The 21,065-nt window shown below is 55.4% G+C and carries 18 protein-coding genes; 6 read left to right on the top strand and 12 right to left on the bottom strand.

Annotated features, from left to right (window positions below):
- Window positions 1–266 precede the first annotated feature (266 nt).
- Window positions 267–1,922 (bottom strand): hydroxylamine reductase, encoded by a 1,656-nt coding sequence (gene hcp / locus KIH86_RS28995; RefSeq protein WP_235775680.1) that lies wholly within the window; start codon window positions 1,920–1,922, stop codon window positions 267–269.
- A 178-nt stretch (window positions 1,923–2,100) separates the two neighbouring features.
- Between hcp and KIH86_RS28990 the strand changes: the two genes are divergently transcribed.
- Window positions 2,101–2,787, top strand: a complete 687-nt coding sequence (locus KIH86_RS28990) for a Crp/Fnr family transcriptional regulator (RefSeq protein ID WP_223081440.1) — start codon at window positions 2,101–2,103, stop codon at window positions 2,785–2,787.
- An 86-nt stretch (window positions 2,788–2,873) separates the two neighbouring features.
- Here the strand turns inward: KIH86_RS28990 and KIH86_RS28985 are convergent, their stop codons facing one another.
- From KIH86_RS28985 to KIH86_RS28975, 3 genes are all read right to left on the bottom strand, one after another.
- Window positions 2,874–3,692, bottom strand: coding sequence for an HD-GYP domain-containing protein (locus KIH86_RS28985; RefSeq protein WP_223081441.1), 819 nt, complete (start codon window positions 3,690–3,692; stop codon window positions 2,874–2,876).
- A 129-nt stretch (window positions 3,693–3,821) separates the two neighbouring features.
- On the bottom strand, window positions 3,822–4,529 hold the full coding sequence (locus KIH86_RS28980; RefSeq protein WP_223081442.1) for a hypothetical protein: 708 nt from the start codon (window positions 4,527–4,529) through the stop codon (window positions 3,822–3,824).
- 121 nt (window positions 4,530–4,650) lie between these two features.
- Entirely contained in the window at window positions 4,651–7,569 is a 2,919-nt protein-coding gene (locus KIH86_RS28975) for an ABC transporter substrate binding protein (RefSeq protein ID WP_223110791.1), read from the bottom strand.
- A gap of 446 nt (window positions 7,570–8,015) precedes the next feature.
- On the opposite strand from KIH86_RS28975, the gene KIH86_RS28970 reads away from it, so the two are divergent.
- The 3 genes from KIH86_RS28970 to pepT all read left to right on the top strand — a co-directional run bounded on the left by KIH86_RS28970 (window position 8,016) and on the right by pepT (window position 12,176).
- On the top strand, window positions 8,016–8,993 hold the full coding sequence (locus KIH86_RS28970; protein ID WP_223081444.1) for a LacI family DNA-binding transcriptional regulator: 978 nt from the start codon (window positions 8,016–8,018) through the stop codon (window positions 8,991–8,993).
- Between the two features lie 285 nt (window positions 8,994–9,278).
- A complete protein-coding gene (locus tag KIH86_RS28965) occupies window positions 9,279–10,289 on the top strand; it encodes an LLM class flavin-dependent oxidoreductase (protein ID WP_223081445.1) in 1,011 nt (336 codons plus the stop codon).
- A gap of 654 nt (window positions 10,290–10,943) precedes the next feature.
- A complete protein-coding gene (gene pepT / locus KIH86_RS28960; protein ID WP_223081446.1) occupies window positions 10,944–12,176 on the top strand; it encodes a peptidase T in 1,233 nt (410 codons plus the stop codon).
- A 167-nt stretch (window positions 12,177–12,343) separates the two neighbouring features.
- Here pepT and KIH86_RS28955 read toward each other — a convergent pair whose 3' ends face one another.
- The 6 genes from KIH86_RS28955 to KIH86_RS28930 form a co-directional block, all read right to left on the bottom strand.
- Window positions 12,344–13,483, bottom strand: a complete 1,140-nt coding sequence (locus KIH86_RS28955; protein ID WP_223081447.1) for an NADH-dependent flavin oxidoreductase — start codon at window positions 13,481–13,483, stop codon at window positions 12,344–12,346.
- A 25-nt stretch (window positions 13,484–13,508) separates the two neighbouring features.
- Window positions 13,509–13,901: a winged helix-turn-helix transcriptional regulator gene (locus KIH86_RS28950; RefSeq protein ID WP_223081448.1), complete on the bottom strand. Its 393-nt coding sequence runs from the start codon at window positions 13,899–13,901 to the stop codon at window positions 13,509–13,511.
- 141 nt (window positions 13,902–14,042) lie between these two features.
- Window positions 14,043–14,600, bottom strand: a complete 558-nt coding sequence (hxlB, locus tag KIH86_RS28945; protein ID WP_223081449.1) for a 6-phospho-3-hexuloisomerase — start codon at window positions 14,598–14,600, stop codon at window positions 14,043–14,045.
- Window positions 14,601–14,606: 6 nt separating this feature from the next.
- Complete coding sequence (gene hxlA, locus KIH86_RS28940) at window positions 14,607–15,239, bottom strand: 3-hexulose-6-phosphate synthase (RefSeq protein ID WP_223081450.1); 633 nt, start codon at window positions 15,237–15,239, stop codon at window positions 14,607–14,609.
- Window positions 15,240–15,590: 351 nt separating this feature from the next.
- Window positions 15,591–15,869, bottom strand: a complete 279-nt coding sequence (locus KIH86_RS28935; protein WP_223081451.1) for a hypothetical protein — start codon at window positions 15,867–15,869, stop codon at window positions 15,591–15,593.
- 88 nt (window positions 15,870–15,957) lie between these two features.
- Window positions 15,958–17,517 (bottom strand): histidine kinase N-terminal 7TM domain-containing diguanylate cyclase, encoded by a 1,560-nt coding sequence (locus KIH86_RS28930; protein ID WP_223081452.1) that lies wholly within the window; start codon window positions 17,515–17,517, stop codon window positions 15,958–15,960.
- A gap of 134 nt (window positions 17,518–17,651) precedes the next feature.
- Here KIH86_RS28930 and KIH86_RS28925 point away from each other — a divergent pair, with 134 nt between their 5' ends.
- Entirely contained in the window at window positions 17,652–18,614 is a 963-nt protein-coding gene (locus KIH86_RS28925; RefSeq protein WP_223081655.1) for an ATP-binding protein, read from the top strand.
- Window positions 18,615–18,629: 15 nt separating this feature from the next.
- The gene (locus KIH86_RS28920) at window positions 18,630–19,514 is read left to right on the top strand and encodes a tetratricopeptide repeat protein (RefSeq protein ID WP_223081453.1); all 885 of its coding nucleotides are present in this window, start codon (window positions 18,630–18,632) and stop codon (window positions 19,512–19,514) included.
- Window positions 19,515–19,664: 150 nt separating this feature from the next.
- Here KIH86_RS28920 and KIH86_RS28915 read toward each other — a convergent pair whose 3' ends face one another.
- Window positions 19,665–19,916: a type B 50S ribosomal protein L31 gene (locus KIH86_RS28915; protein WP_223081454.1), complete on the bottom strand. Its 252-nt coding sequence runs from the start codon at window positions 19,914–19,916 to the stop codon at window positions 19,665–19,667.
- A gap of 104 nt (window positions 19,917–20,020) precedes the next feature.
- Window positions 20,021–21,013: a potassium channel family protein gene (locus KIH86_RS28910; RefSeq protein WP_235775679.1), complete on the bottom strand. Its 993-nt coding sequence runs from the start codon at window positions 21,011–21,013 to the stop codon at window positions 20,021–20,023.
- Between the last annotated feature and the right edge of the window lie 52 nt (window positions 21,014–21,065).

Genomic DNA, 21,065 nt, shown 5'->3' with positions numbered 1-21,065 from the left:
TTCAAAATTTTAATTGTATGGCTTGGAGGATGCAACGAAGTATTCGAAGAGCTTGGGCAGCCTGGTTGTTCTTGTTCTATGCAAAAATACAGGGACCAAGGATAAACGCCTTACGGCGTCCTTAGACACCATGCGTTACCGAGAAATAGAAGGCTGTGACAAGCGCGCAGCTTATAATACATTCTTATATTTCAAAAAAGCCTGCCGCATAAGCGGACAGGCTTGCCACATGAGCTTCCTTACTAAGCTCCCTTACATAGTCTTCCTTACACAGCCGACAAAAAGCGTTCCATATCCTCGTCCACGGTCGTAATACCGCCGATGCCGAAGGTCTCTACCAGAATGTTCGCCACGTTAGGCGACAGGAATGCCGGCAGTGTCGGGCCGAGATGGATGTTCTTGACGCCCAGATAGAGCAGCGCCAGCAGCACGATGACGGCTTTTTGCTCATACCAGGCAATGTTGTAGCTGATCGGCAGGTCGTTGATGTCGTCCAGACCGAATACTTCTTTCAGTTTCAAAGCTATGACGACCAGCGAATAGGAATCGTTGCACTGGCCTGCGTCCAGCACGCGAGGAATGCCTCCGATATCGCCAAGGTCGAGCTTGTTGTACTTGTATTTGGCGCAGCCTGCCGTCAGAATCACAGTGTCGTTCGGCAGAGCCTGGGCAAAGTCCGTATAGTAATTCCGGCTCTTCATCCGTCCGTCACAGCCGGCCATCACGAAGAAGCGCTTGATCGCTCCCGTCTGTACCGCCTCCACTACCTGGTCCGCCACACCCATCACGGCTGCGTGGGCGAAGCCGCCGACAATCTCACCGGTCTCGATTTCCGCCGGAGGCGCGCAGGTCTTGGCCTGCTTAATGATCGCCGAGAAATCCTTAGCCGCTCCATCCTTGCCGTCTTCGATATGCTTCACGCCGGGATAGCCTGTGTTGCCGGTCGTATAGAGCCGGTCCTTGTAGCTGTCCTTCGGCGGCACAACGCAGTTGGTCGTCATGAGAATCGGGCCGTTGAAGCTCGCGAATTCCTCATTCTGCTTCCACCAGGCATTGCCGTAGTTGCCGACAAAATGGCTGTATTTCTTGAAAGCCGGGTAATAATGGGCAGGAAGCATTTCGCTGTGCGTATACACGTCAACGCCCGTGCCTTCCGTCTGCTTCAGCAGCTCTTCCATGTCCTTCAGATCATGTCCGCTGATCAGAATGCCGGGACGGATGCCGACGCCGATATTGACCTTCGTAATCTCCGGATTGCCGTAGGTTTCCGTATTGGCCTGGTCAAGCAGCGCCATGACGGTAACGCCATGCTTGCCGCATTCCATAACGAGTCCAACCAGTTCATCCGCTGTGAGCCCATTATCCAGTGTAGCGGCCAGGCCGCGCTCCAAAAAGGCTTGGGCCTCTGCGTCGTGATAGCCGAGAACCGCAGCGTGCTCCATATAGGCAGCCATCCCTTTGATGCCGTAGGTGAGCAGCTCCCGCAGGGAGCGGACATCCTCGTTCTCCGTCGCCAGCACGCCTACCTGAGCCGCTTTGTCCTCAAGCTCAGCGTCGGTCGCCAGGGACCACTGAGCAGCGTCATGGCTTCCAAGCGGAATGGCGGCCAAAGAACCGGCCAGTCTGTTCTTCCACTGCTCCCGAATCGCCAGGCCTTCCCGAACACGGGCAATAAATCCGTCATGGTCAAAATTGGCGTTGGTGATCGTCGCGAACAGGCTTTTGACGATAAACTGCTCTGATGCGAAATCCGTCAATCCAAGCTCGCGGCCTTTCGCCGCGTACACAGAAATGCCCTTCAGTGTGTACAGCAGTAGATCTTGCAGATTGGCAACGTCGTCGGTCTTGCCGCATACGCCCTGAATCGTGCAGCCCGTGCCTTTCGCGGCTTCCTGGCATTGAAAGCAGAACATGCTGCTCATGGTTTATCCACTCCTTTTGATTTGGCGGTAAGTCCTTTCTGTCGGCATCTTTACTTGTTGTAACGATTGTAGTAGACTGGCCCCAAACATTCGGTAACACATGTTACCGTTTATTTAAAAAATTCAGAGTCAGACGTCATGTTATATACGAAACCAGACTGGAGACAGGAGGCTGCAGATGAAGGTGGAGGCAGAGGTGCTGAAAACCTCTCTTCTTTTTCGCGGCAAGACGCCGGAGGAGATTAAAGAACTGCTGGATACGATGCGGTTCTCCGTCCGCAGCTGCCGCAAGGGCGAGATGATTGTAAGCGAGGGAGAGACGGCAGACCGGCTCGGTATTGTCCTGTCCGGGGAGGTGGAAGTCCACAAGCTTCAGCCCGGAGGCGGGGGGATCACGATCGCCCGCTTGGGCAAAGGGCAGACGTTCGGAGAGGCGGTACTGTTCCGCAGAGATAACCGCTACCCCGCCACCATCATGTCATCGGGCCGCAGCACGGCCATGTTCATCAGCAAGCAGGAGCTGCTTCGCCTGTTCGCCGAGGACACCGACATGATGTCCCGGTTCATGGAGAATCTCTCCGAACGGCTTGTCATGGTAAACCGTCAGATCGAAATGCTGTCGGCGGGGCCGCTGCGCCGCCGGGTCGTCCATCATCTGCTCCAGCTGGCCCAGCAGCAGGGAACAGAGAGCGTGCGGCTTCCATTCAGCCGCAAGCAGTGGGCCGAGCATCTGAATGCGGCCCGTCCTTCCCTGTCGCGGGAGATGGGCATCCTGCGCGACAACGGCTGGATTTCCTTCAAGGGGAACACGGTGACGCTGCTGGAACGGGAACGGCTGAAAGAACTGCTGGACTCAGGTAGATAGGGGCTTCACGGCCTCCGGAATGGCGAAGAACCTTTTCGGCGCCTGAGCACCCGAATATAAAGAATGACCCTCCCGAATCGGGAAGGTCATTCTTCTTCCGTGGCCTTCAGCAGGCCATCGGCAATCAATGCTTTTTCAAACAGACGAACCAGTTCGGCATCATAGTGGATGCCCGAAAGCCGCCTCAACTCATCCATTGCTACTTCGGCCGGAAGCCCCTTTCGGTACGGGCGGTCGGAGGTCATGGCGTCAAAGGTATCGGCGATTCCGATAATTTTGGCCTCCAGCATGATCTCGTCCTCTTTGATTCCGTAAGGGTATCCCGAGCCGTCAAGCCGTTCGTGATGCTGGAGAATGATGATGCAAATATTGTTGTAGTGCAACTCTTTGACCATAACATACCCGTCGTAGGAATGACGTTTGACAATGTCAAACTCCTCCGGAGTCAAGCGTCCTTCCTTGTTTAGGATTTCCTCGGGTGTATGAATCTTTCCTACGTCGTGAAAAGCGGCGGCATAATACAGGTCTTCCAATTGATCCTTCGACATTTTCAGCATTCTGGCGAGCATAATGCAGAATTTCTGGACTCTTGCACTGTGCTGGTACGTGTAATTGTCCTTATTCTGAACTTGTTTGAGAACATCCTCCAGCTTTTTAACCCGATGGCTGATGAGATGAAAAGCAGGCTTAGTGGTGTACCACAGCAGTTTCAATTCGGTCAGGGAGCTAAAATAAGCGGTTTCCTGCAAATAATGGGTATAGAAATAATCGCCCTTCCCTAAAACAATGTTCTCATTCTCGCCTTTGTAGCTGCAACTGCCATCAACTATGTAGAAGAACTCCATCGTATCCGCTTCTTCACCTGGAGAAACATAAAAAGGTTTGTCTTTATCGATTGTCTGCAAAATTATTTCAGAGCCATCACCTTTCGCCAATAAGAAAAATTCAGAGTTTCCCTGGTGCTCTTTGGCAATGCTGACTCCTTCTTTTCCTATGTTCAGGCCCTTCATAATTTCAGTCCCTTCTTAAATCAACTATAAGCCTACTACCAGCGGGTCGATCCATACTTCACGGTCGGCGATTTTCACTAGCTTCCAGAAGTGATCGGCGAATACTCCAAGATCGGCGGCCTGTGCGATAGCTTCATCGGCAATCTGGAGAGTCTCGTTGTAGAGGTCGGTGATGAGCTTGTCGAGGTCGGTCGTGTACTGTTTCGTTCTCTCGGCAATCAGAGCATCCAGTGTGGAAGCCGTCTGATTCAGTTCATTCACGCTGGCCTGAACTTGCGAGGAATTGCTGCCTTGAGCGCTAAACATTTGGGCAACCACTTCATCCGATGCGGCCTTGATTTCCGTAATATCAGCGGCGATGCTGGCGTTCTCCTCATCCAGCTTGCTCTGAACCACTGCGGCTTCGGCAGCGATCTGGGCTTTCTTCGAAGCATTCTTTTCCTTGTCAAGCTTCGCGCTTAGATCATCCAGCTTGGCGCTCAGCTGATTGGCAGCCTGGCCTTCTTCAATAGCTTGAATATCTTGCAGGTAGTTCTGTTGTAATCTATCGGCTGCTGCTACCGCATGTTCAATCTTGGCTTCAATCTCATTGTTGGCCCGCTCTATAATTCGCAGTGCCTTCTGCTGATCTTCGGTTGTGCTGCTTGTTACCGGCGAAGCAAATACGGACCCGCTGACCAGGAAGAGCATCAGCATGAGGGGCGCAGTGCTTGTCAGTAGCTTCTTAAGCATTTCACATTACCCTTTCTGTGATTGGATTATTTTTCTTATTCATTATAGTATCGGCGTTTGCCTTTTTACTAGTTTATTCGTGGAAGAATCAGGCGAATCGACAAAAGAATTAGAAAATTCTTTACACTTTTCTCACATCCGCGGTCCGGGGTACGTATTTCTCCATCCAACCCTCCACCTCATCCTGTGCGATCGGACGGCTGATCAAGTAGCCCTGAATCTTATCGCAGCCCGCATCCTCCAGGAAATCCAGTTGATCCGCCGTCTCCACGCCCTCCGCGGTTACCTTCAGCCCCATATCATGTCCAATCGCGACAATGGAACCGGCCAGCGGCATGCTCTCGCCATTGCCAGGGACGCTGTCGATAAATGATTTGTCGATCTTCAGCGTCGTAATCGGCAGCTGTCTCAGGTAGCTGAGCGAGGAATAGCCTGTTCCGAAATCATCCAGCGCCACTCCAATACCTTTCCCTTTCAGGAATTCCAGCTTCGCGCTGATCTCCTCGAAGGATTCCATCACGACGGATTCCGTAATTTCGAGTTCAAGATCGCCCGGAGCCAGACCCGTCTCCTCCAGAACGGACAGCACCATACCGGTGAAATCATCGGTCAGCAGCTGAACGACGGAAATATTGATCGAGATATGGCAGGAACGGAAGCCCTTCTGATTTAATCCGGCGATGAACCCGCAGGCGCTTCGCAGCACCCATTCGCCGATCGGCACAATGAGGCGGCAGTCCTCCGCGATCCGGATGAAGGAGAGCGGCGACACGAAGCCGAGCTGAGGGCTGTTCCAGCGGATCAGCGCCTCGAAGCCCCATACTTCTCCGGTCTGCCCGTTCACCTGGGGCTGGTAGTGCAGAGACATTTCTCCATTGTCGATCGCATGCCTCAGATGCTTCTCGATCACCACACGCTCGTCGAAGTGCTGCTGCATGCTTTTTCCGTATAAAACATAGATGCCTTTGCCCGCCTGCTTCGCTTTATACATGGCGATATCGGCATTCTTGAGCAGCATTTCGGCGGTTGTGCCATCCTTCGGATACTGGGCGACTCCAACACTGACCGAAACATGGATGGTGCTGTCCTCGAGCTGAAAAGGCTCCTTGAAGCTCTGAACCAGCGCTTCGGCATAGAACACCGTCTGTTCCGGAGATGCCGTATCCTTCAGGAAGATCACAAATTCGTCGCCGCCGAACCGGTAATGCCTTGTCGTTCCGGAATCCAGCTTCTTCAAGCGCTCTCCGGCCTGCGTCAGCAGCTGGTCGCCGAACGTATGCCCCATGCTGTCGTTGATATATTTGAAATTATCGATGTCCATAAAGAACAGCGCCGCTCCGGCATCCGGAGACTCCTCGATAAAAGCCTTCAGTTCCTCGGCCAGCGACAGGCGGTTCGGCAGACCGCTAAGCTCGTCATTGTAGGCCAGAATCCGGTACTTCTCCTCGCTCGCTTGCAGCAGCTCCTGGTTCTCCACCACTTTGTTGTACTGCTCCATCAGCTCCTGCTGCAGCGCGGTAAGCTCCTCATAAGTCATTTCCAGCTCCTGATAGCTGACCTGCAGCTTGCTCTCAAAGCCCTTGCGGTCGGTGATATCGGTCATGGAACCGGCGAACCGGATGAACTCGCCTTCCTCATTGCGCAGCACCCTGCCCCTTGTCTGAAACCATAAATAGATACCGGACTTGGAGCGAAAACGGGATTCGCAATAGTAGTAAGCGCTTCTGCCTTCCAGATGGTCATTCCGCTGCTTCTCATCCTCCTCGAGATCTTCGGGATGCAGAACATGCGTCCATCCTCTATGGGCTTCTTCAAGTTCGCCCGGCTGATAGCCGAGCAGCTCGTACCACCGGTCCGAGAAATAATAGGTCATCGTCGTCATATCGAGATCCCAGATGACCGAGTCGGCTCCATAAGCCGCCAGGCTGAACCGCTCGTTGCTGACTATTAGCTGCTTGCGGATTTTACGGATAATGGCGGCATGAATCAGCAGCAGAAGGATGAAGACGAGCAGCGCTGAGAACACCGCAACGAGAGTCTGGACTAGCGTACGATAGGTCTCATAGAACGAAAAGGGACGGTTGACCACCTCGCTGCCCGGAGGAATATCCCTAAGTGAAACGTGAAACCGGGTCAGCTCGTTATAATCGAACACATTGCGGCTTGTCCCGGCGTAGGAGACGGGAATGCTCTCGGGATTCTCACCTTCAAGCACTCTCAGGGTCAGATTGCCGGCCTTCTCTCCTTGCAGCTTGCCGCTGAGAAGACTGCCGCCGAATGCACCGTGGTCCAGGCCGAAATCGTACGTATGATAGACCGGAACGGCGCTGGCTGCGGCAAGCTCGCTCGACATCCGGTCGAACTCGATAATTCGTCCCGTGGCGTCGCTGTAGTAAGTGGTCATCAGCAAAATACTGTCCGAGCCGAGTGATGCCGCCCTTCTCTTCATCTCCTCGCCGGACAAGCGGTTCATCGGATAAATATGGAGACCGCGATTCAGGGCATTGATCTGGCTTTCGACCATCTCTCCTGTTGACAGACCGCTCTCGGAATTATCATAAATCAGGTAAATATTTCGAATAGCAGGATTAATGTAAAGCGCTAGTTTGACCGTCTCGGCTATCGGTAAATTCTCAATGACGCCGGTCAGGTTGCTGTGGTCCGGAAGCTTGGAATAGCTGATCTCATTGACGCCGCTGAAAATGATCGGCGCATCGTTGAACAGCTCATGCCGGTACTTAAGCGCAAAGTCCAAGGCAGCGTCGTCCGTCGTCACGATGACATTGATATGTACGTTCTCGTACTTACCTTTGACCAATTCGTAGAAACGGTCCAGGTTCTCCATGCTCGGATACCGTTTCCAATCCAGATATTCGGTATAAATGACGGGGACCGTCTTGGCCTGCTTCAGCCTATCCACCAGTCCGTCATTTTGATCATCCGTCCACTCAAAGCCTTTATGGTACGAGTGAAGGACCAGCACATTCGGCACAGGAGCATCGGAAGCGGTGGCAACATCCGGCGAAATGCAGAGTAACACAAGGAGCAGGAGCCATAAACCGACACTTCTTCGACGCCTGCCTGTACGATCAGACCCAAGACCCATCGCTGTACACCCCACTTATTTAGATCCCTTCCTCCGCGTGCGGATAACCGGGAATTTTCGACATTTATAAATTCGCTTCCAGTTATTTCTCCTCCTTCTATTGTCGGTAGAAAAGGTGAAAATTTATAGACAAGCCCTTCTTTTTATACAGCGTGTACAGCGGGCCAGCCTTGCTGACAAGCATATATTCCGGCCTTTGTCCTGAAGATGATTACTGCCGGAATTCTGCGCTTATGCACAATCGCAGCCGCTTCGCAGACCCGGGATCACGAATTGGCGGTTATGGACACAGGCGAAGCATCCAAGTTAGAATGAATCTGGAATAACGGCAAGATCCGGGCGGCGCCGTGCGCAGGGCCCGGTGACAGGAGCGATAAGAGATGCCTACTATCAAAGACGTCGCCTTAAGGGCCGGCGTATCCGTAACTACTGTATCCCGCGTGCTGAACAACCGCGGCTATTTAAGCGAAGACCTTAAGAAGAAGGTCTATCAGGCCATGGACGAGCTTCATTACCGGCCCAACGAACTGGCCCGTTCGCTCAGCCGCTCCAAATCGAACCTCATAGGACTGATCGTTCCGAATGCGGCTCACCCGTTCTTTGGCGAACTGATCAGCCATATTGAAGAGTATGCCTACAACCAGGGCTATCGGCTGCTGCTGTGCAACTCCCTTCTGGACCGCAAGAAGGAAGCGGAATACATCAATATGCTCCACTCCAGCCGCGTTGACGGCATCATTCTGGGCAGCCATACGCTGGAGGTCGAGGACTACCGCCATATCCACCTGCCTATCGTAACGTTCGACCGGCGGATATCGGAAGACATCCCCTATATCAGCTCCGACAATTACCGGGGCGGGGAGCTTGCTACAACGCTGCTGGCGGACAGGGGCTGCCGCAAAATCGCCCATATCGGGGGGCATCCCCATCCCGACTTGCTGGCGCTTAGACGCTTGGACGCTTTCAAGGCGGTCGCGATGAAGCGGGGAATTGCGCATATCGAAATCCATACGGATGTCGATGTGTTTCATTATCCGCAGTACAGGCCATTAACCGCCCGTCTGCTGGAGGAGCATCCCGATATAGACGGCATCTTTGCCAGCAGCGACATGATCGCAGCCTATGCGCTCAAGGTATGCCGGGATCAGGGACGCGAGGTTCCGGGCGACATCCGGATTGTCGGGTACGATGGCGTGAAGCTGACGGATTTGTTCTCGCCTTCCCTGACTACCGTGGCGCAGCCGATTCCGGATATGGCACACCGCGCCGTGGATCTTATTATCCGGCAAATACAAGGCGATCAGGTGGAGATGGAGCATGTGTTTCCGGTCGAGCTGGTGGAAGGCGGCACGGCTTAAAGCCAGCGCTTTCGATCCACAAGCCCTGAAGACATGAAGGCATGCGTGCGGGATTGCAAGTGTGCGGGATTGAAGGATGAAACTGTCCAGAAGGAGTATCCGAACCCGATTAAGGACTGACGGCTGAAAGCCGCAGTCCTTTTTCGTGCGTCGGCGGGGACGGCCCTATTCTTACTTAAAGTAGGTAAATGATGATAAGTTATGATATAATCGCAGTACTGCGTTTTGTTGCAGTCGTAAATACTGCTGAATAATCCATAAAACCTGATATACAGGAGGTCTTCAATGAAACAGCTTCATGATGTATCCGTCTCCGTGCTGGACCTCGCCCCCATTGTGGAAGGCGCCACCGCTGCCGATTCGCTGAAGAACACGCTGGATCTCGCACAGCATGCCGAGCGATGGGGATATAGCCGCTTCTGGCTTGCCGAGCATCACAACATGCCCGGCATCGCGAGCTCGGCCACCTCGGTCGTGATCGGCCATGTGGCTGCAGGCACGGAGCGCATCCGGGTCGGCTCGGGCGGCATTATGCTGCCCAACCATGCGCCGCTGATGGTGGCGGAGCAGTTCGGCACGCTGGAGTCGCTGTTTCCCGGCCGGATCGATCTCGGCCTCGGCCGCGCGCCCGGCTCCGACCAGCCCGCCTCGCGGGCAATCCGCCGGGGCTTCGGCAGCGACGGCAGCGATTTCCCCGAGCAACTCGCGGAGCTTCGGGCTTACTTCGATCCCGAGGGGGCGGACCGCCGTCCCCGGGGCGTGCAGGCCGTTCCGGGCGAAGGGCTGGACATTCCGATCTGGCTGCTCGGCTCAAGCGGCTTCAGCGCCCAGCTTGCCGCCAGGCTCGGTCTGCCGTTCGCCTTCGCCAGCCATTTCGCGCCGGATTATCTGCTCCCGGCCCTGCACCTGTACCGCACAGGCTTCCGCCCGTCGGAGACGCTGGACAAGCCGTATGCCATGGTTGGCCTGAACGTTGTGGCCGCCGATACCGACGAGGAGGCGCAGCGGCTCGCCACCTCCGGACAGCAGCAGGCGCTTAGCCTCGTGCGCGGCCGTCCGGGGAAGCTGAAGCCTCCGGTAGACAGCATGGACGAGCTCTGGAATCCGATGGAGAAGTCTCTCGTCCTCGGCCGGCAGCAGTACGCCATCGTCGGCAGTCCGGATACCGTACGGGATCGCTTGCAGCAGGTGCTGGAGGAGACGGACGCGGACGAGTGGATCGTGACCTCGCAAATCTACGACCATGCCGCACGGCTTCGTTCCTATGAGATTTTATCCAAGGTACTGGCTCTCTGACCCAAGGACCCTAGCGTTTCATTACTATCAAGTCCGGCCCCTGCGCAGGGGCCGGACTCTTTTTCCATGGACAATATACACCGATATATACCGCCTGCCCCCCCTTTTGTCCCGTAGAGCCCCCCCAAAGGAGTATTGTTACGCCCCTTACTTTATACTATATTAATTCGCAATAGAGAACGATTGGATGCTACAGGATAGGCGTCCGTATTTGGAAGGAGCAATGAAGATTGCCTTGGGGAAAGGAAGCTGAATGTATCCATGTTAGGTTGTGAGGTCTCTTATATGGTGAGCGGCTTGCCTGCCGCAGCCAAACCCCCGTCGTTCGCAGTAGGGAACAGCAGTATTCCCACGCCTCCTGAAACTCCCCTGTATACCGCCTCAGGTCAACCGTCCATGCTCCTCCGGCAGTTCGCGGGTGCCTGGTACAACTGGGTCCTGATCATAATGGCCGCCGTAATTCTCCTGTTTATCATTTTCAAAAGGATTAAAATCAAGCGCTGAATCACCCCTTCCCGTCCCTTCTCCCTATATGCCCGTCTCCCGGTGCAATCCCTCCGGATTGTACATCCGCCGCCCTGCGCAAAATAGGGTTTCCGGTCAGAACATGATAAAATGGAAGGGCTGACGAAGACATATGAGGAGATGAAGATTTTGAAGAAAGAGGTTATGGAGCGATTCATTTCATATGCGAAGGTCGATACACAGGCGAACGAGAACTCCGAGACCTGCCCTACGACTCCGGGTCAACTGGAGCTGGCCCGGAAGCTTGCGGACGAGCTGGCGGAAATCGGGTTGGAAGATATTACGATCGACGACAACGGCTATCTGTTCGCTACCCTTCCATCCAATACCGAGAAGGAGGTTCCCGTCATCGGCTTCCTCGCCCATGTCGACACCGCCCCCGAGACTACAGGAGCCGACGCGAATCCGCTTGTGGTGGAGTCTTACGACGGCGGAGATATTGTGCTGAATGAGAAGCTGAACGTTGTGCTGTCTCCGAAGAGCTTCCCGGAGCTCGCCGGATATGTCGGCCAGACCCTGATTACGACCGACGGCACCACGCTGCTCGGTGCGGATGACAAGGCGGGAGTCGCCGAAATTATGACGGCTATGAACTACCTGAAGCAGCATCCGGAGATCAAGCACGGCAAGATCCGGGTAGGCTTCACCCCCGACGAAGAAATCGGGCGGGGACCGCATCGGTTTGATGTGGCGGCCTTCGGCGCCGAGTATGCCTATACGATGGACGGAGGTCCGCTCGGCGAGCTGGAATACGAGAGCTTCAACGCGGCCGTCGCAAAGGTTGTTTTCCATGGAATCAGCGTTCATCCCGGTACAGCCAAGGGCAAGATGATCAACTCAGCGAAGGTCGCGATCGCCTTCGTGGACCGGATGCCGGCCGGAGAAGCACCGGAATTCACTGAAGGACGGGAAGGCTTCTATCATCTGGCCTCCTTCCAGGGAGGCGTGACGCTAAGCACCATATCCTATATCATCCGCGATTTCGACCGCGCCTCGTTCGAAGCGCGCAAGACATTTCTGCGCACCCTGGCCGAGGAATTCAGACAGACCTACGGTAAGAACAGCATCGAGCTGGAGATCCGGGACCAGTATTTCAATATGAGAGAAAAAATCGAGCCTGTCCGCCACATCGTGGACATAGCGCATAAGGCGATGACCAATCTCGGCATCGAACCGGTGGTCAAGGCGATCCGGGGCGGTACCGACGGCTCCCAGCTGTCCTATATGGGACTGCCGACACCGAATATCTTCGCTGGCGGCGAGAACTTCCACGGCAAATTCGAGTACATCTCGGCCGATACCATGGTTAAGGCGACCGAGGTCATTGTCGAAATCGTGCAGCTATTCGAGGCCCAGGCTTAGAACATCTACCGTCGGCTGTTGGGCACAGACCAGCTCCAGTTGCGGCAGCCAACTCAAAGAAGCCTCCCTCTTCGCAGATCGAAGAGAGAGGCTTCTGCTGTTTATCTGTGATGGAACGGATGGGATCAACAGACCGTGCACCGGCTTATAACAGAACAGCCTGGATTCTAGCCCTTGACCGGAATCCATCCCGGCGTATTCGTAATCGCGCCCCAGAGATAGTTCGGAATAACCAGACGTTCCTGCGCCGAAGGATCAAGCTCCGTCTCAACGTCCGAGGAACGACCCGCCTCCACCTTCTCCACCCAGTCGGGATCAATCAGCAGCGGACGGCCCAGCGCGACAAGAGCCACGCCGCTGTTCAGCGCTTGAGCGGCGTCTTCCGCCTTGTACAGCGAGCCGACACCGATGACCGGCACTTTGCCGCCTGCACGGTCGACAATCTGCTCGATCCGTGAACGCGTATCTTCGGTTCCCCGGTGCGGGAGCGACCAGAATTCCCGCAGAGAGACATGCAGATAGTCCAGTCCTTCCGCCGTCAGCGCATCGACCAGGGCGAAGGTTTCGGCCATCGTGATGCCGGGCGTCTCCGGCTCCTCGGGCGAGAAGCGGTAGCCGACAATGAACGCCTCCGGACCGGCATGCTTCGCTGCCGCTTTCTTCACCTCGCGCAATACGGCGAGCGGGAAAGCCAGGCGCTTCTCCAGGCTGCCGCCCCAGCGGTCTTCGCGGCGGTTGGAATGCGGAGAGAAGAACTGCTGAACCAGATACCCGTTCGCGCCGTGAATCTCCACTCCGTCAAAGCCGGCTTCGATCGCCCGGCGCGTCGTCTCGCCGAAAGCGGCGATGATGCTCTCGATTTCGGCATCGGTCAGCTCGCGCGGCACAGGCCCTTGTCCCCCGCCCGGCAGTTCCGCCGGAACGGCGCTCGCGCTGACCGTCTGGCCGTCCGGCAGCAGGTCCGGCGGACATTGGCGGCCGCCGTGGAAAATCTGCAGCACGGCCTTTGCGCCCTGGCCTTTGATCGTGTCCGCCAGCCGCTTCAGACTGGGGATCAGCTCGTCCTTATCCGCCCCGAACTCGCCCGGAAAGCCCTTGCCTCCCACTGCCACATACACGCAGGCTGTAATCACCATGCCGACGCCTCCGGAGCGGCGCTCGTAATAAGCAAGCTCTTCATCTGATACTGTTCCATCGGGATTCGCAGCAAAATTGGTCATGGGCGCCATCACTACCCGATTCTTCAAACCCGCCCCATTGGCGAAAGCGTAGGGCTCCAATAGCTCCTGGAATGTTCTCTCCGTCATCTTTGGATTCTGCCTCCTCGTAAATCTATGAATTGGATGGTCGGCACCGGTCCGACGTATCGTCAGTCTTCCAGATTACCTTCTCCCCGTAGTTCTTGCCCCAGTCGTACATCATGCGAAGCACCGGGAGCAGGCTATGTCCATACTCCGTCAACGAGTATTCTACTCTCGGCGGCACTTCTGCATACACCTGCCGGAGAACGAGCTGGTCTTCCTCCAGCTCCCGAAGCTGGTTGGTCAGCATTTTTTGCGTAATATGGGGAATCAGTTTCTTGAGTTCGCTGAACCGCTTCGTGCCTTCAAGACCGAGATGCCACAAAATAATGAGCTTCCATTTGCCTCCGATGACGGCAAGCGTCAGCTCCTTCTCGCAGTTAATCTCTCTAAGGTTGATGCGATCTCTGATGTCTGTCGCCAAAGCGAGCCAGCCTCCTTTCGTCTAACCTTTATGATACACCTCCGCCGAAGTCCAAAGCAAAATGCGAAAGAACAGCCCCCTCCGATAAGGAGAAAGCCGTTCCTTAGTAAATCCTTCGCTCTTCACTTCATAAAAAAACAGCTATTCCAGGTTGGCATGCTTGCCGAACATCCGGCTTGAAGTCTGTCCGGTCAGCTCCATCAGGCGAAGAATGACCGAGTCATAGAAGAGAAGCAGCGTCTGCTCGAACAGAGAGGCCATCGGCTGAATCGTGAGGCTTCCTTCATCGCTTCGGCTCTTCGGAGCGCCCGGCAGCTTCACGGCCAGATCGGCCAGCCTTCCGATCGTGGACTCCGGTGCCAGCGTTACCGCAGCAACCCCCGCCCCTGCCGATTTCGCTGTCTCCGCCATGACGATCAGGCTGCGGGTCTCGCCCGATCCCGATCCCAGAACCAACACATCGCCTTCGCCGATTCCGGGAGTCACCGTCTCGCCAACCACATAGGCTTCCTTCCCGGCATGCATGAGCCGCATGGCGAAGGCACGGCCCATCAGTCCGGACCGGCCCGCCCCGGCTACAAATACCTTGTCCGCTTCATGCACCAGCGCTACCAGCGCCTCCGCTTCCCCGGCATCCAGAAGCGGAGTGGAGCGCCCCAGCTCGTTCATGATTTCCTGCGTATACCGAACCGTCTCCATGGTCCTTTACGCCTGGTTCACAAGGCGCTTCATCTCGGCAGCAGCGGCTCTCTTGTCCGTCTGGCTCGTGATGCCGCCGCCGACGATAACAAGGTCCGGCTGCGCCGCGATCACTTCAGGCAGCGTCTCCAGCTTGATGCCGCCGGCTATGGCTGTTTTGGCATGCTTGACCACGCTCTTGATCGCCTGAAGATCCTGGAAGGAGTTCTTGCCGTCAGCCTGGTGATCATACCCGGAATGCACACAGATATAGTGCACCCCGAGCGCATCGACCTCCGCCGCTCTCAGCTTGATATCCTTGACGTTGATCAGATCGACCAGAACCTCGCGGCCGGTCTTGTTCGCTTCATCCACCGCGCCCTTGATCGTCGAATCGTCGGATACGCCAAGCACCGTTATAATGTCCGCTCCCGCCTCGGCCGCCTTCATCACCTCGTAACCGCCGGCATCCATCACCTTCAGATCGGCCAGAACGGTCAGGGATGGGAAGGCGTCTTTGATCGCCTTAACCGCATGCAGCCCTTCGTTGATAACGATCGGGGTGCCGATCTCTACGATATCGATATGGTCGGCCACTTCGGCCACTACCTCTTTCGCTCCGGGAATATCTACAAGGTCAAGCGCCAGTTGAAGTTTCATTGTCTGTTATCTCCTTTACGTTTACGCATGTTGAATGCTGTGTTGGAGTTTATTGTAGAGCCTAAGTTTCCCTTACGGAAGTAGGCACTTTGCCGTGGTGTAGTTACCCCGGGGGTACTATTGCGCGTTTCAGCTATCAGCAGCAGAAGAATGCTCTAAATGGTCTAAACCTAAGAAGAGCCTATTCCCCAGGTTAGGGGAGCAGGCTCTTCATCTGAACGATACATTTACTCATTCCCGGCTCATTCTATGAGCATGCCTTCCTTAAGTTAAGCACATCAAAGTGCAGCCCTTGTCCAGGAGCACACCCGCGCCTCTTCGCGCTTGTTATCGTTCTGCCGGATACTGCATTTAATCCAGGTAGCCCGCCAGCCCCTTGCTCATCAAATAATCCATTTCCGCTTCCAGTATGTTCTCCACGGTAATTTCGTCCAGCTTGACGTCGCGGCGGCTCAGCACATAGTCGACCAGATCATCACTGTCGATATCGACCTCACCCTTGGCGTTCGCCTTCGCGCCGTTTATAAAGGCATGAGCATGCTTCAGCACCAGAGCTGCGGCTGTGGGTTCCGCCTTCGTCTCTTTCACAATATAGGCGATCAGCTCTTGCTCGTTGACGCGCTCTTTCAATGGGGTTCATCCTTTCCTGTTGGACTGCAGCCCCATTGTATCACAATCCGCATGTCTCCGTTCATGCCGCAGGGATCACCCGCCGGGATCAGGAAGCGGTAAACTCTCCGCCCATCGTAACCATATTCTTGCCGTTTGTCTTGGATATGTATAAAGCTTTGTCTGCCTGACGGTACAACTCCTCAAAGGACGCAACGGGGTCCTCGGCATAGACGACGCCGATGCTGACCGTCAGTTGGATCAGTCTTCCCCCGTCCAGCATCACATTGTGGGGAACAAGCGCATGCCGGATCGCTTCCGCCGATTCCATAGCCTCACCCCTGCCCGCGGCCGGCAGACAGAGCGCGAACTCCTCGCCTCCGAGGCGTCCGGCGAACGCTCCATTCCGGCACAAATGCCGGAGCTTCCGGGCAAAGGAAATCAGTGCCTGGTCGCCGGCCAAATGGCCGTAGGTATCATTCACCAATTTGAAATCGTCAATATCCATCAGCAGCATCGCAAGCCCGTCGCCATCCTGCCCCGTCCAGGCATTGAAGGTCTTCAGGAAATCCCGCCGGTTGCTCAGCCCGGTCAGATCATCTATGGACGCCTGGTACTTCAGCTCCCGCTCATGGCGCTTCTCGTCGCTATAATCCTTCAGCATAAGCAGCATGGAGGCCTCCCCGAAGCTCTCGCCGCCCAGCGGAATCAGCGATACACCCCAGCAGTTATCCTCGTTCTCGCCCATATGGAGCTTGATTTCCCCGCCTTTTCTCTCATTAAAGCTCTCCAGAAGAGAAGGATGCTCCTGCAAATACGGAATGAAGGACCGGCCGGCCCAGCTTCCCGATACGGGTCCGAATACCCGGCTCATCAGCCGCTCTCCCGTTTCATTCACACTGACAATACCTCCATCCGGGCCAATCACGGCCACCCCCTGGGTGGCGCCATCCTCCCTATGGTCGGATACGGAAGGCCCCAGATTAAGTCCCGAGTGACGGTATACCGTGAAATAGATCGCAACCACCCCCGGCAGCATGATGAGCGCGGTGAAGCCTGGCAGCGTAATATGCAGCGCCGGGATGGCTACAATGCAGGCAACCGGAATCAGCATACCGATCAGAATGGGGGTATGGGGCTTCCGCCGTTCCCGGGGGAGGCGGAGCAGTGAAGTCAGGAGCAGAACGGCAGCGTACATGCTAAAGAGCTGGTCATACGCAATAAGTCCCATACTGAGAAGGGTCGGCTTCACATATATACCGCTGATGCCGGCGACGGTCTCCACGCCTACTGCGCTGCGCATCAGATGATGATAGGAATCGGTAAAGATCAAAAGGAAATAGAGTAGAATCGGAGAAGCGAGCAGGGCGAGCCTTTTGCGGGATATGCTGTGCGAGGGGGCTGTGTAATTCTTCACCGCGGCGTAAACGAACAAATCGATCAGGAACAAAGGAATCTGCTGGATATTCCGGAGCCATAGCTTGACCTTGAACACCGGGGCCATGATTTCCGCGGCGGCTCCCATTAGAGCGAGGCCGATCAGCAGCAGCAGAATCCACAGATAACGCCTGCCCGGCAGTCTTCTGAACCGGTAGGACATAATTCCCATATACAGGCTGATAATTCCAACCAGCAACAAGTAGTACGGATATCCTTTCATCCACGGCATGGACATTTCTCCTATTTTTTATATGGCCTCGACTCATTATATCCTATAACTTCCAACAATTGAACTTGGCCTTTGTTAAATTGCGTCTCTTTTTTCGATTGCTTATAATGATGAAGAACTAGAGAAAGGGCGTGATTGACGTGCCTCATGACGATCAGGACAAGAACCGGACAAGACCTAAGCTGAAAGTCATCTCATTCGACAACAACGAAAGCAGCCTCGTGGAGACTGAGCAGCCGCAGGTGACCTTCCAGGATGTAGGCGGAATGGAAGAGTTGAAGAAGAAGATTCGCCTCAATTTTATTCTGCCGCTCCAGCAGCCGGAAATGTTCCAGGCCTTCGGCAAGTCTGCCGGCGGCAGCCTGCTGCTGTACGGGCCTCCGGGCTGCGGCAAGACCTTTCTGGCCCGCGCAATAGCAGGCGAGATTAACGCCAATTTCCTGCATGTCGAGCTTCAGGCCATTCTATCGATGTACATAGGAGAGAGCGAGCATAATCTGCATGATTTCTTCGAGAAAGCCCGCACAGAGAAGCCCTGCGTCATGTTCATCGACGAGCTCGACGCCCTGGGCGGAAGCCGGCATCATATGTCCCAGCATCATAACCGCATGCTCGTCAACCAGCTGCTGATTGAGCTGGACGGGCTCCAGTCGTTCAATCACGAGGTTCTGGTGATCGGGGCGACCAATACGCCGTGGTATCTGGACTCCGCGCTGCGCCGTCCGGGCCGGTTCAATCATCTTCTGTTCGTTCCACCGCCTGAAGCGGCGGAGCGGGAGCTGATTCTTGGCCTCAAGCTTGCGGGCAAGCCGCAGGAGAGTCTGAACCTGAAGCGGTGGTCCGATATGACCACTCATTTCTCCGGCGCCGATCTGGAGCAGATCGTGAGGGACGCGGTAGAGAAGGCGATTGAGCGCTCGCTGGAATCGGGAAGCATTCAGCCGATTACCGATACCGACATGAAGGCGAGCATCGCCGGACGCAAGCCGACGACGCTGGACTGGTTCTCGACAGCGAAGAATTACGCGACATTCAGCGATATTAACAAGGATTACGAGCAGGTGCTTGACTACGTAAAAACCCACCGAATCAAATGAACAGGCGGTGATGTCGTGAATTGGCATGGACCGGAAGCTCTGTATTATGAGCGGGTGTACCAGCTGATGATCTGGGGCCGCTTCCCGGAAGCAATCCGCGAAGCCGAGAAATGGATTGCGGAGGACCCTGACAACGCCAACGCCTACGGGATGCTGGCCCAGATTCACCTGAAAGCCGGCAGCTATGATCAGGCGCTGCACTGGTCGTCCGAAAGTCTGCGATACGATCCCGAGAATCCCATCGCCTGGTTCGTGCGGACCAATACGCTCTATTCGCAGGGCGAGGAGAAGCTGTTCCTGGAAGCGGTGACCGAAGCACAGCGGCTCGATCCTCTGGAGAGCCATTATCCGTTCCTTAAATTCAATCTTTATCACAAGAAGGGCAGCCTCAGGGAAGCGAGAGAGGAGCTGGACCTGGCGCTCCAGTTGACTCCGGAGCGTGCTCTGTACCTTGCAGCCGACAGTTATCTCCGGGCGAACTCCCGGGATTTCGAAGGCTCGCTCGCCTCGGAGAGCATGGCGCTCTTCCAGGACCCCGAGGATGACCAGACCTTTCTGCATCTTGCTTGGGCCGCTAATCGCAGAGGGGATTACGACAAGGAACTCGAGTTCATGAAGAACGCGGTTCGCATCGACCCCGCCGACGAGCAGATCCGGGCCGAATATTTGAACAGCCTGCAGAAGAAATATTGGTTCTACCGGGTGCTGCTGATGCCGTTCATCGTGAAGAAGCGGCTCGCGAGGTGGCAGTTCCTGCTGATCTGGATTGTGCTCTGGCTCGTCTTCCGTCCGCTTGTATTGCTGTTTCTGCTGCTCTACGTGCTGGCCCATTGGGCCTCCAAGCTCATGGTTCGGGTGCAGGTATTCGGCTGGCGGTCGCTGTTCCGCAAAATCTCGTAAGACCGGTCTTATCTGTATTGGTTTGTACATACATAAGGATTTCAAGCATAAGGTTTCTCAAGCGCAAAGCTTATATTTTTGTGAAAAAAAGGACCCTCGCCTTGGCTGCCGTCCGGCCGCCGCAGCGTATGGGTCCCTTTGTTGTTCCTCTTATTTCTTCTTCTGATTCAGGCGCTGATTGAAACGGTCAATCCGGCCGCCGGTATCGATATTCTTCTGTCTGCCGGTGTAGAACGGATGGGAAGCGGAACTGGAATCCACCCGGATGACCGGATAGGTATTGCCGTCCTCCCATTCCATCGTCTCGTTCGAAGACTTCGTGGAGGCGCTAAGGAACTTGTAATCTGCGCTGGCGTCGTAGAAAATGACCTGGTTGTACTTCGGATGAATGCCTTCTCTCATGGTTATCCCTCTTTCCCGTTAATTGATGCTCAAGTATCATTTACCCTGAACCGGAACAAACCTCTCAACATTGTGGCCGGATTCTCCGCAAAAAATACCGCCGCCTACCCCGTCCGTCCCGCAATCCTCCGGTAGGTCGCCTCATCCGAGACGACATACAGCCTGGCCTGCTCCGGGATCGGATCGCCCAGCCTCCGGTTGATCCCGAGATCATGCCGGTCGGCGATGAGCGTCGCGCCCTGGCGCAGCAGCGCCTGAAAAGCGTCCTCATAGGTCTTCCACGACCGGTCTACCGGAACCTCGTAAATGTCGTCGCCGTGGGCGCGGCTGATCAGCTGAGCGATGACCTCGGGGTTCCCCTCCTGCAGGGCGGCCCGCACGGCAAGGCGGGAGACCGCATCATGCGAGAGCACGAAATCGTTGACCCGGACATGACGGAAGTTCTGCACGTTCTTCTCCTGCTGAATTTCCACCGTCGTATGTACGTCCGGAGCCAGCCGTTCGATGCTCGAAGCGATCAACAGCGTCTTGCCGTCGACGAGCGAAGCCTCATTGATCCGCATATCCCCGAAGATTATTGCGGCCCGTGCCCGGACGATGCCCGCCTTATCCAGAATCTCGTCAGAGGATGGGTCGCCGCTGATGAAATGAACCTGGCGCAGCTGCTCCAGCGGATGCTGGCCCGATTCATCGATGATCACAATATGGCAGTCCGGGGCATAGCTGAGAATTTCCTCCACCGCCGACTGTGCTTTTTGACTCCAGTTAATGAGAATAACATGATTTCTTCCTACATAAGACAGCTTGCCCGCCCTCCTCTGTCTCCCGATCTCCGCGAGGGAATCGATGACCTTGCCGATAACCAGGCTGAGCAGCCCGATGCCGAAAATATACAGAAAGATCGAGAAGATTTGACCGGCATGGGTTTTGGCGAAGAAGTCGCCGTAGCCCACCGTGGCCATGGTCGTCATGACCCAATAGAACGCATTGAACCAACTGCCGAAAGTTCCCGGCTCGAGCAGGTAAGCCGCCGTCGCGCTGAGCAGGACGAACAGCAGAATAATCAGCCCGATCGTTCGCTTCCGAATACTCGTCATGATTGTGGACAGCCTGAGCAAAAAATGAATGGTGTTCCCCTCCCGCCAGGAA

The organism is Paenibacillus sinensis (assembly GCF_019904155.1).
Taxonomy (GTDB): domain Bacteria; phylum Bacillota; class Bacilli; order Paenibacillales; family Paenibacillaceae; genus Paenibacillus_AQ; species Paenibacillus_AQ sinensis.
Note: the sequence above shows the minus strand (reverse complement) of the source record. Positions and strands in the feature narration are given on the sequence as shown.

Excerpts from the sequence above, each read along its gene's own strand:
- KIH86_RS28955 (WP_223081447.1), bottom strand. The coding sequence starts at position 13,483 with ATGACGGAGAGAACATTCCAGGAGCTATTGGAGCCCTACGCTTTCGCC.
- hxlA (WP_223081450.1), bottom strand. The coding sequence starts at position 15,239 with ATGAAACTTCAACTGGCGCTTGACCTTGTAGATATTCCCGGAGCGAAA.
- KIH86_RS28990 (WP_223081440.1), top strand. The coding sequence starts at position 2,101 with ATGAAGGTGGAGGCAGAGGTGCTGAAAACCTCTCTTCTTTTTCGCGGC.
- hcp (WP_235775680.1), bottom strand. The coding sequence starts at position 1,922 with ATGAGCAGCATGTTCTGCTTTCAATGCCAGGAAGCCGCGAAAGGCACG.
- KIH86_RS28910 (WP_235775679.1), bottom strand. The coding sequence starts at position 21,013 with ATGACGAGTATTCGGAAGCGAACGATCGGGCTGATTATTCTGCTGTTC.
- KIH86_RS28965 (WP_223081445.1), top strand. The coding sequence starts at position 9,279 with ATGAAACAGCTTCATGATGTATCCGTCTCCGTGCTGGACCTCGCCCCC.
- KIH86_RS28980 (WP_223081442.1), bottom strand. The coding sequence starts at position 4,529 with ATGCTTAAGAAGCTACTGACAAGCACTGCGCCCCTCATGCTGATGCTC.
- KIH86_RS28915 (WP_223081454.1), bottom strand. The coding sequence starts at position 19,916 with ATGAGAGAAGGCATTCATCCGAAGTACAACCAGGTCATTTTCTACGAC.
- KIH86_RS28970 (WP_223081444.1), top strand. The coding sequence starts at position 8,016 with ATGCCTACTATCAAAGACGTCGCCTTAAGGGCCGGCGTATCCGTAACT.
- hxlB (WP_223081449.1), bottom strand. The coding sequence starts at position 14,600 with ATGGAGACGGTTCGGTATACGCAGGAAATCATGAACGAGCTGGGGCGC.
- KIH86_RS28930 (WP_223081452.1), bottom strand. The coding sequence starts at position 17,517 with ATGCCGTGGATGAAAGGATATCCGTACTACTTGTTGCTGGTTGGAATT.